The sequence below is a fragment of the Parabacteroides sp. Y3-G-102 genome, assembly GCF_023656845.1.
GTDB classification, from domain to species: Bacteria; Bacteroidota; Bacteroidia; order Bacteroidales; family Tannerellaceae; genus Parabacteroides; species Parabacteroides distasonis.
In genome coordinates this window covers 120,854-130,833 of sequence record NZ_JAMOKU010000012.1, presented here as the reverse complement: position 1 = coordinate 130,833, position 9,980 = coordinate 120,854, and the positions used below count along the sequence as shown (strand labels likewise).

Here is a 9,980-nt window from a genome sequence, read left to right as displayed (position 1 = left end):
CCTCATCCCCTACCCAAGGATACCTCCACGTTTCCATCATTTCTGAAGCGCCGTTCTCTCTCGAATGCGGGTGCAAAAGTAATGCTATAAAACATACGGTCCAAATTTATCGGGCATTATTTTTTAGGCTTTTTTTCAAGACTTAACAAGTTATATAATGTACGTACGATAAAACACAATATATAGTATCCTTTTTTCCTAAATCCACTCATACCCCCTCCTATTTAAATAAAATCTGTTTTCTGTTCACCCCATGTTTTTTTAATGAAAGATGTATGAATCCCTTCGTACGATAAAGGATCGCCTGATCAAAATTCAGACAGCTTGCCACCAAGTCCTCCAATAGTCGGTTGCGATCCACCGTGTAAATGTCTACCGCCTCCCCCTTCATATGTTGCGAGCTAGGGGCACCTCCCACTAATCGGTTTAACTCTTCGCTTCGATAGCCACTCATGATATACATAGGCTGTCGATGATATATACGCAAAGGTTCCAACAACCGCACCGTTAGATTCCGTATCGCCGGTATTACCTCCGAAGGCAACGCATTATTAAGTCCAAGTTCCACCGCCATCGCACTATAAATAAACTCGTCCATACGAAAATGCTCTGTCAATCTCTTCTCATCCTTTTCCATCTTAACTCAAATTTTCAATTTTCAATCCTTAATTTTCAATTTATAAGAGTAGTCCACCCCAAACAACGCACCGGCAAACGTACAGATCTCCCCAAATGCGACCAGCACGCTGTTATCTATCTCACCGGAAGGAGCCACCCAAAAACCACAGAATACTAAGGCAAGGCCGGCCACGCAAAGCAGCACGGCCATTACCAGTTGCACGTTAAATCTCACTCGGGCTATCACTATCAGAGCCACCAGCCTCCGCAGTGGCACCATCTTGGGAGATCCGTGAGTACTCCAGTGTCTTCTTCGTATCCTTCAACTCACCTCCCGGAGTGAAAATGATACGCGGCGGGCGCAGCATACTCGAATTGAAATCCTTTTTATCTGTTACACCATCACTACTCACCGAGATCCGAAAACTCCCGAAATCGCCGAACTTTACGATACGACCCTCCTGAAGTTCCATATCTAATACGAAATTAAGGTTATCCAATACCGCCTTCACATCTGCCGACGACACCGTACTACGTGCCGAGATCAACTTACATAGCGTTTTCATACTAGAGATACCATTCGTTTTCGACACCGCATAAAACTTTTTCTCTGAATCCTTCTCGCCCGGCTTCGACGGACGCAACACCAACTTAAAACCTTGTGCCATATCTTTTAATTTTTATGGTTATATACCCCTTATGGAGCACGACACAAAGGTAAGATGGCCCAGAAGAGACGAACGTTCGTAGTTTTATCCATCAAACAAGTAATATTCAACTAATTAAAAATAAAAAAAACCAAAAATACCCCTTTTCAAAGACAACAAAAACCTGCTATTCTTAACTAACATTCAAATCCATATCTCTTTTAAAACTCATCCGTCACCTCCCTCTTTCCGGCGAGCACCAAGACTGCTTCCGCAGAATGCCCCGCCTCTCGCAAATGAGAAGCCAAGCCACGCACCGAGCCCGGATAATCAAACCCCATCAACAAGCAAGAGGCTATTTCCAAGGAGGAAGGGGGAGTCTCACGATCCGTAAACTCCACAAGCTTCACTAGCTCCAACAAGAGTTCCGGACGAAATGGGGAATACAGCAAATCACCACGCACCGTATACTTACGTATATAACACCGTTCGCACTCCCGGTCATGCTCCATATACTTCCGGATAAATTTACGGTACGCCCCGGGCATCTTCCTATAATAATCTCCATATCCCAAACTACACACATCCATTTTCCAAGACTCCCGCTCATCCGGCCCCAACGTTACCAAGAACGCGTCAAAATTCTTCACCGTGGGCTTATGCCCCAATCTCTCTCTCAAACGCTCATAGATCTTTTTCATCATGCGAACGCAGGGGGAATGTTTATCCCTGCGCCGCATATGGCCGGACACCGTACTTACATACGGATTTTCAAACACATATATAAAAACAGAACCGGCCTTCTAAATCCCTTTACGGGAAAAGAAGACCGGTACAAAACCTTGACCTTATATCGATTCTACAAAATCTCTATCATCCTATCTTTTCATCACAAAACCCACATGGTTCCTTCTCTTTTCTTGCAAATGCCTCTGGGGAGGCTCTTCTTTTTTGACGCTATATTTAAATCAACATTAATAGCATAGGCCCTCACGGATAAATCCATAATTTACTTTTTATTTCGCTCTATTCATCCAACACCTCATATTTAGAATGCTGGCTCTTGAACTCAGGAACGATCTCCTTCATCCGCTTCACGATCTGCATATCCCCCTCCACGGCACAAGCACGTACCAAGGCATCAATCCGCAGATTGGCGTCAGCATAATCATACGCACGGACTTGGGCGATCTTGATCTTCGGATGAAAAGTAGGCTTGGAGGTCTCCTCCTCATTGAGTACCTCCTCATACAACTTCTCCCCGTCTCGCAATCCCGTGAACCGGATCTCGATTCCCTTCACCCCGCTCAGACGGATCATACGCTCCGCCAGATCCACGATTCGTACAGGTTTACCCATATCGAACACGAAGATCTCGCCCCCATTACCCATCGTACCGGCCTCTAGGACTAGCTTACAAGCCTCCGGTATCAGCATGAAGAAACGAATGATATCCTTGTGCGTCACCGTAACAGGACCGCCCCGCTTGATCTGCTCCTTGAATAACGGGATCACGGAACCGTTCGATCCCAGCACATTGCCGAAACGAGTCGTCACGAATTGCGTACGCCCCCTCACCTTCCCATCCTTGATAGCCTGATCCAAGCTCTGCACGTAGATCTCGCAAATACGTTTCGAGCAGCCCATCACGTTCGTGGGATTCACCGCCTTGTCGGTCGATACCATCACAAACTTCCTCGTGCCGTATTTCACCGCCAAGTCTGCGATCACCCGGGTACCGTCCACGTTGTTGCGGACACTCTCCTCCGGATTATCCTCCATCATAGGTACATGCTTGTAAGCCGCGGCATGAAACACGTAATCCGGACGATGCTCCTCGAACAATTCCTCCATGCGTTCACGTACACAAATATCGCTCACAACCGTATAGGATTCTATATCCGGCCACCCACGAGCCATCATCAAGCGGACATCGTGTAAGGGAGTCTCCGCCTGATCTATCAAGACCATACGTTCCGGGGCGAACTGGGCTACCTGCCGCACGATCTCACTACCGATACTTCCGGCGGCTCCTGTTATCAGAATCCGCTTACCGGTAAGCTGCTTCCTCACCGCCTCCAAGTCTATCTCGATCTTATCACGGGGCAGTAAATCCTCTATATTCACCTCCCTCAGCTGGGTATGGCTCAAGTCGCTCCTCCCGTCCCACTCTTGGGCGGCAGGAGTCATATAGATCTTTATATTCGCCTTGATCAGCCTGTCCACCATCTCCTGATTATTCCGGATCGCCTCAACTTTCAATGGAGACACCAGCAAGACATTAGACCGTTTTTTCCTCATCACAGAAACCAATTCCTCATCATTCGGGTAAACCTTGACTCCCATTAAATATCGATACTCTATCTCCGCTATGTCCGAGATAAACCCCGCCAGCACAAACCGGGCCGGATCCTGATTCTGGATACTCTTCGCCAAACTCACCCCACCTTGCTTCACGCCATAGATAAACGCACGCTCCGCCTTAGCCACCCGGAAAGTACTCACATAAAAGAATTTAACGAACACACGCATCATCCACATCAAGCTCATAGCCAACAACGCGGAGAGGATCAGATCCCGTTTACGGATATACATCAAATAAGGAGAGAAATCGGTCAGTGCCTGAAACACGACCACACAAATCAAGCCAAACAAGACGGCGAACCCCACCTTTTGCAAGTCCACGAAAGAGGAATAACGTATAATCCCCGAATAGGTATGGAACAGGCGAAAGCCTACCAGATAAGGAATCAAGCATACCAACAGCGTGACCAATAGATGCCCTAAGATATCCAAGGTTGATAATACCCCGTTATTCAAGGTATACACCAATAAGCCGGAAAATAGGATCAAGCAGCAATCCAGCAAGATAATACCCCAATAGGGTAAGGATTTCTTGGAAAAGTACCAGGTAGATAGTCGAGAAAAAAGACTCATAATAATCTCAATATATTTTTCTTTAAACAATTAACGATATAGGCCATATCCTTAGCACATAAGGATCAGGGGGGTATCACTCATGTAAGCAAGTAAAATCCACATAAAAACCATAACTTAATTCTCTTTTATAATCGAAGCTAAATATTCTTCATGCAAACAATAGTATTTTTTCATAAATACCACATACAACAACGCCACCACCACTACTACCGCCAACAAATACAACCAATGTGCCGTTACGGTATCAGGTATCACATAGATAAATGCCAAAGAAACCGCCAATTGTAAACACATATATACCAACGACACTTTAACGTGACCAATCTTAAGTTCATTCGCCATCAACTGATAAGCGTGTTTACGATGCGCTTGACCTAGATTCTCATGCAGTAGAACGCGATGTATTATCGTCAAACAACCATCCACACCATAAACCAATAAAAAGAGCAAGTAAGTCACGTCCGTTGTCTTAATAATCAGACTGCCTATCATAAACAGCAAAATATAGGCTATACTTATAGAACCTACATCTCCGGCGAAGCACTTAGCCTTTCCCTTGGGACGAAAGTTAAAAAGACAGAACACCAAAACACTAAGTGCCGAAACGTAGATCAAAGACGGATCAACAAAACCGGACTTCTCGTTTACCAACATCAATGGAAGCAATACTGATAGAGAATAACCAGCCGTAATGCCATTTATACCATCCATGAAATTAATGATATTCGAGGCTCCCACACAAACGATAAGCGCCAACAACAGCACCCACCACATATTCAGGCGCAATATATCCAATTGATAAAACATCATCACCATGGCAATGAATTGGGCCACCAAACGCACAGAATCAGGCAAGCTACGTACATCATCTATAAAACTTACGCCCCCAATTAAGGTAACGGCCATAAGAAACCACGGCGTAGAAAATCCAAAAAAGAAAGCCCATGTCCATAAACCCAGTAAAAAGATAATGCCACCACCTCTCAAGACAATAGAGGCATGGGAACTGCGCTCGTTGGGTTTATCAATGATATTAAACTTATCCGCTATATGGAAATAAAAAAGCTCCGCAAAAAATAGCAAAGCGAAAATCAGTACATAAAGCAAGCCGTTCATATCTTATCACTTCTTAAAGCTAAGAATAGTACAAGCCAATCCCTCTTTTGCGGATACCGGCATCTTTTGTAACCCCAAAGCCTTTTTTATTTTAGCATTACTTACCACATAATTCTCTGTCAGCTTCTGCATACGAAACGGATTGAGTGGAAGATGTAGCCATCCACCCATCTCTGCCATCACGTTCATTACCCCTTTAGGGATATACAAAATTCTCGTCTTCTTACCCAACGCCTCACAAATCACCTCGATTAATTCATTAGTAGACAACGGATCGTCATCAGCCATATGATAGATGCCGCTCTCTACCTTTTGAGTCAAGAAACCTTCTATCACTGTACAGAGGTTCTGTACGCTAGTGAATGAACGACGATTCTCAAATGCCCCAAGCGGCCAAGGAATCCCTTTACTCACTACATTATATAACAGATTCAAATTCCCCTTATTTCCCGGGCCATGAATCATACAAGGACGCATGATATATACCTGTTTGCCGGGATAGATAGAACTATCTCCAAACGCATGATACAAATTGCCTAACGCTTCAGGCGCAAACCTCTCGATGATATAGCTCTCAGCCTTGATTTTACTTTCACCGTACGGTCCTATGGGAACAGGTACACATTCTTCGGTTAGTATATCTCCTTGTACAGAATCAGCCGCACTTTTTACCGTAGAAAAAAAGATAAATTTCTTGATAGAAGGCCGAGCCAAAAACCAATCAAAAATTCGTTGGGTCAATCCCGTATTAATCTTAAAATAAGTATCTGCGGCATTCCTATTTTTAGTATCATGCGCTTTCCCCGCCAAATGGATCACCGCGTCAAATTCCGGCATCTCCTTATCTAAGTCATCCCAAGAAAAAGTCTTTATCACACCGTCCTTTTCCGGGGTAACAATATCCAAACCATAGAGGCCATGACGCTCCTTCAAGGCAACAACCAGATTGGAACCCACAAAACCGTGGATCCCTGTTATTAATATATTCATCGTGAATTTATTTACGGCATGTCATTTCAAGTCTTCCAACTTGACCAACGGAGTCTTATCCCATTCTATGATAGAGTCAGCCTGTTTTACACTCATAAAGTCATAATGGCTCAACAAGCGTTGGAATTTACCAAAAGCACCCTTAATACCCACATAACTTTTAAATCGTCTCATAACAGGCAAGGATCGGATAATCGGTTGCCCCGTGTCAAAATCACGAGGATGGAAATAAGTCATCATATAGGTACAATCCTTAGCCCAATAATCAATCAGCCAATAAGGAAATAAACGGAAAAATCCTCCTCCCGAGAAAACGATATATTTTCCACATATTGCTTGTATATTAATAGGGAACTCCTTGATAAACCCACCGAAACCCAAGTCTATCCGTTTCGGAACACCCATTCCATAACTAGGCATTCCACCATAATCATGGGGGGCAGGGAACATAGAACAATCATACTCGAACCCCAACTCTCCCAAACAACGAAGTGCCCACGTATTATTTTTAGTAATCGAGAACCCCGGAGCACGAAAGGCGTTCACTTCTTCCCCTATTAGATCTTCTATCAACGATTTAGCCCTAGCAGTATCCTTTTTGAAGTCTTTTTCATTGAAGCGAAAAGATAACTCATGCTGATACGAATGACAACCAATATGATGCCCTTGCTTTTGGATAGAACGAATCACACCAGGATGCCTTTCGGCTATCCAACCTAAACAGAAAAACGTCCCTTTCAAGTTTCGTTTATCCAACTCCTCCAAAATGCGATCCACCCCTTGATATATGCGAACCTCGTGTCTATCCCAGTCAAAATCCTCTGATATAAAATCACAATTATACCAGTCTTCGATGTCGAAAGTCAAGATATTCATCCTTTATCAAACTAAATCATAACTTGACAAATTCACGTCCCAATTCTTTATATCATATAGAGTATCATCAAAATATGATTTGTCAATCAAATTACAAGTAAAATGAAAATGTTTAGGTTCAAATCTATGAGGTATCTTAATCAATGAAACCGGAACAAAATCTAAATCCCCCACATACATGATCAAATCAATATCCTTTGATCGCTCTTGGTATATGGATCGTACCGCAAACTCAAAATTTGAGCGGTTCATAGGATATACATCTAAAAGAAAAGCGGTCTTAACTGGATTAAAATTTTGATGGCGATCTTTATGATCCTCTATTCGATAAACATACTTACAGCCTTTTATATCCCGTATTTCATATTGCCCCTTATTCCATCTATAACGGACTTTATCGAAAGACTCACGATCCTTCTCAAAAACAAAGGAACGAATCTTTTTCCCTTTGGATAAATGGGACATCTTGATCAAAGACCAAGAAAAAAGTCTAAAGAAAGGATCAAGCCATCTCATCCTCGGAATGATCGGACCAATCTTGATCGGAAGGATATAAGTGGTCAAACGGCCTATATCTTTTACCTTAAACCCTTTTATCATCACCGGATAAGACTCGTCATTCGGGAAACCAAACAACAATTTGCACCCTATGCCTCGGAGACAAGGCCAACAAGCCCTTTCCGTCTCATAAAAAGTAAAGAAATCCCGGTATTCCTTCTTTACCATTGAATCAAAACCTAGAGCCGCAATGAATTTCTCACCCTTCTTCTTATAATAAAAAGGCATATATACATAATAAGCGACTAAGAGGCCCTTGTCATACATCAAACTATGTACGGAATATCCCAATGGAGCATTAAAACACTCCTCACGAACCGTAAGGATATCTCTTTGCAAGCCAAATACCTCGAAAAAGAGTGTATTTATGGACTCTATCTCCGCATCGGATAACTCTCCGGTTTTTTTCACGACCGAATCCATATCACAGTTTTTGCGTTAATACCCTTTCTATATCCTCGAAACACTTCATCCCGGAGATCTCCTCCGGATCGAACTCGACACCAAACTCGGATTCCAACTCCACGATCAAATTCAAATGGCGCAAGGAATCCCATTTATCACAGTTCTGTTGGGATAACGCTTTTGTCGCACTCTCCAATCCTAGCACGTTCTTTAATACGAACAATATCTTTTCTTCCATAATATCAATATGTTATTTTATAATAGGATGGGATTTTTATCTCCGCACCCATGTTCAAATGGTAGAACTTGCTTCCGTCCTTATCCTGGCTATCCAAGACAAAATCGGTTCGCTCATAGAAGCCTGAAACTTGCATATTCTTAGCTGTCGGAATATAAGACGCTTTTACGAGCTTAACACCTCTATTCCTCAGTATATTAAGAATACCGGATAAGAAAGCCTCCTCTATCCCTTTCCCCAGAATCCGGCAACTGAGCAAGAAACTATCGATCTCATACCCCCCATCGACAGGTCTCAACAATACCGCTCCGGTTATCCCATTATCCCCGAAACGATCCTTGACGAAAAGACAATAGATCAACCAGCCCTCGGAGGAAAATCCCATGAGATCCGACTCCGAATACCTTCGGGTCGTCAGATTGAACTGGTTCGTCTTATGGGTCATCTGGGCGATACGGGATACATTGAACGAGCTTATCGGTTCGATCCTCATCTCGATCTCCAGACTCTGTAGATACTGATCGAAATCCACAAATTTCTTTCGCTCTTGTGTACGGCTCGCATTCGCCTTGTACTGCTCGGTCTTCCGCCGATCCTCCTCCGTCACCGAATAGACACGGAAATAACGATCCGACAAGGTGATCAAGAAATCGGGTAGCATATAAGGCTGTTTTGGAAACTCGGGAACCTCCACCATCGGAAGCATTTGGCGGACCAACTCACGCTCCGTCGGGTTATCATCCACGAAGACGAGACTGTCCAGACCTATGTTCAGCTCCTCCGAAAGCTCCCTTATGTTATCCGCCTTGTTCCGCCAATTAATACGCCAAGCCGAGAAATGTTCCTTCCGTAACAACACGAAAGGATTCTTCTCCCACAAATCCAACACGTCCCGCTCGTTGTTCTTGCTACAGATCGTCAGTATGACACCTCTCTTGGCCAGTTCCAACAAGCCTTCCTGAAAATACAGGAACGCCTTGCCCGGATAATCACCTCCTATCTTTATTCCATCTATACCGTCCTCCCCGAGGACTCCCCCCCAAAGCGTATTGTCCAGATCCAATACCAGACACTTCTTCCGGCAGAGGCTTATCTCCCTCAAACGATCCTCAAACCAGCAAGAAAAGTCGGAAGCCAGCTTAGGGTTAATGCCCATTTGGGAAATAAAATAGAAACGCCAGTCAAATAATTGGCTGGAAGAATAACGGCGAGTGAAATCCGGCAGATCCACATACCGGACATTACTCCTCTCCGAGGCGAGCGAGCGTAGATACTTGTTATAGGTCTCTATGCTCTCCTGTACCTCCCATTCTGAACCGACCCATTGAAACGGACAAAGATCAACCAAGGAGAAGACCAGCACGCTCTTATGTGCCGGTATCTTTTCTATTACCCACCTCAACTTATCGATATAGGATAACACCTCCTCCGCCACACGGCACCTATCAAACCCGAAAGGGACTTGGTAGAACCAGATATAGCGATCCGCTCCCTCTTCCAGCGAGGAAATATCCCCATAGCCGGAGTAACGAGCATCCAGATTCCCGAACAAAGGCTCAAGCGTGTTGTTCCGAAATATATAATATCTCATC

Annotated in this window: 11 protein-coding genes; all 11 read right to left on the bottom strand. The window is 44.0% G+C overall.

Annotated features, from left to right (window positions below):
• Nucleotides 1–220: 220 nt before the first annotated feature.
• On the bottom strand, nucleotides 221–637 hold the full coding sequence (locus NBH16_RS08205; RefSeq protein ID WP_044547010.1) for a D-Ala-D-Ala carboxypeptidase family metallohydrolase: 417 nt from the start codon (nucleotides 635–637) through the stop codon (nucleotides 221–223).
• Nucleotides 638–658: 21 nt separating this feature from the next.
• A complete protein-coding gene (locus NBH16_RS08200; RefSeq protein WP_140394020.1) occupies nucleotides 659–853 on the bottom strand; it encodes a hypothetical protein in 195 nt (64 codons plus the stop codon).
• Complete coding sequence (locus NBH16_RS08195) at nucleotides 843–1,286, bottom strand: HU family DNA-binding protein (protein WP_158533127.1); 444 nt, start codon at nucleotides 1,284–1,286, stop codon at nucleotides 843–845. The genes NBH16_RS08200 and NBH16_RS08195 overlap by 11 nt, the downstream gene beginning before the upstream one ends.
• Nucleotides 1,287–1,486: 200 nt before the next feature.
• Complete coding sequence (locus tag NBH16_RS08190) at nucleotides 1,487–1,969, bottom strand: hypothetical protein (protein ID WP_008777799.1); 483 nt, start codon at nucleotides 1,967–1,969, stop codon at nucleotides 1,487–1,489.
• A gap of 322 nt (nucleotides 1,970–2,291) precedes the next feature.
• Nucleotides 2,292–4,202, bottom strand: coding sequence for a polysaccharide biosynthesis protein (locus tag NBH16_RS08185; RefSeq protein ID WP_195284183.1), 1,911 nt, complete (start codon nucleotides 4,200–4,202; stop codon nucleotides 2,292–2,294).
• Between the two features lie 117 nt (nucleotides 4,203–4,319).
• Nucleotides 4,320–5,321, bottom strand: a complete 1,002-nt coding sequence (locus tag NBH16_RS08180) for an MraY family glycosyltransferase (protein ID WP_158533080.1) — start codon at nucleotides 5,319–5,321, stop codon at nucleotides 4,320–4,322.
• A 6-nt stretch (nucleotides 5,322–5,327) separates the two neighbouring features.
• On the bottom strand, nucleotides 5,328–6,311 hold the full coding sequence (locus NBH16_RS08175) for an NAD-dependent epimerase/dehydratase family protein (RefSeq protein ID WP_158533081.1): 984 nt from the start codon (nucleotides 6,309–6,311) through the stop codon (nucleotides 5,328–5,330).
• Nucleotides 6,312–6,332: 21 nt separating this feature from the next.
• The gene (locus NBH16_RS08170) at nucleotides 6,333–7,187 is read right to left on the bottom strand and encodes a polysaccharide deacetylase family protein (RefSeq protein WP_158533082.1); all 855 of its coding nucleotides are present in this window, start codon (nucleotides 7,185–7,187) and stop codon (nucleotides 6,333–6,335) included.
• Nucleotides 7,188–7,193: 6 nt separating this feature from the next.
• Nucleotides 7,194–8,168, bottom strand: coding sequence for a hypothetical protein (locus tag NBH16_RS08165; RefSeq protein ID WP_009018663.1), 975 nt, complete (start codon nucleotides 8,166–8,168; stop codon nucleotides 7,194–7,196).
• Between the two features lies 1 nt (nucleotide 8,169).
• On the bottom strand, nucleotides 8,170–8,388 hold the full coding sequence (locus NBH16_RS08160; protein WP_009018662.1) for an acyl carrier protein: 219 nt from the start codon (nucleotides 8,386–8,388) through the stop codon (nucleotides 8,170–8,172).
• Nucleotides 8,389–8,392: 4 nt separating this feature from the next.
• The gene (locus NBH16_RS08155; protein ID WP_158533083.1) at nucleotides 8,393–9,979 is read right to left on the bottom strand and encodes an HAD-IIIC family phosphatase; all 1,587 of its coding nucleotides are present in this window, start codon (nucleotides 9,977–9,979) and stop codon (nucleotides 8,393–8,395) included.
• Nucleotide 9,980: the final 1 nt, after the last annotated feature.

Bases quoted from the DNA above. Each gene is read 5' to 3' on its own strand.
- NBH16_RS08155 (WP_158533083.1), bottom strand. From the start codon at position 9,979: ATGAGATATTATATATTTCGGAACAACACGCTTGAGCCTTTGTTCGGG.
- NBH16_RS08195 (WP_158533127.1), bottom strand. From the start codon at position 1,286: ATGGCACAAGGTTTTAAGTTGGTGTTGCGTCCGTCGAAGCCGGGCGAG.
- NBH16_RS08205 (WP_044547010.1), bottom strand. From the start codon at position 637: ATGGAAAAGGATGAGAAGAGATTGACAGAGCATTTTCGTATGGACGAG.
- NBH16_RS08185 (WP_195284183.1), bottom strand. From the start codon at position 4,202: ATGAGTCTTTTTTCTCGACTATCTACCTGGTACTTTTCCAAGAAATCC.
- NBH16_RS08170 (WP_158533082.1), bottom strand. From the start codon at position 7,187: ATGAATATCTTGACTTTCGACATCGAAGACTGGTATAATTGTGATTTT.
- NBH16_RS08160 (WP_009018662.1), bottom strand. From the start codon at position 8,388: ATGGAAGAAAAGATATTGTTCGTATTAAAGAACGTGCTAGGATTGGAG.
- NBH16_RS08190 (WP_008777799.1), bottom strand. From the start codon at position 1,969: ATGATGAAAAAGATCTATGAGCGTTTGAGAGAGAGATTGGGGCATAAG.
- NBH16_RS08165 (WP_009018663.1), bottom strand. From the start codon at position 8,168: ATGGATTCGGTCGTGAAAAAAACCGGAGAGTTATCCGATGCGGAGATA.
- NBH16_RS08175 (WP_158533081.1), bottom strand. From the start codon at position 6,311: ATGAATATATTAATAACAGGGATCCACGGTTTTGTGGGTTCCAATCTG.
- NBH16_RS08180 (WP_158533080.1), bottom strand. From the start codon at position 5,321: ATGAACGGCTTGCTTTATGTACTGATTTTCGCTTTGCTATTTTTTGCG.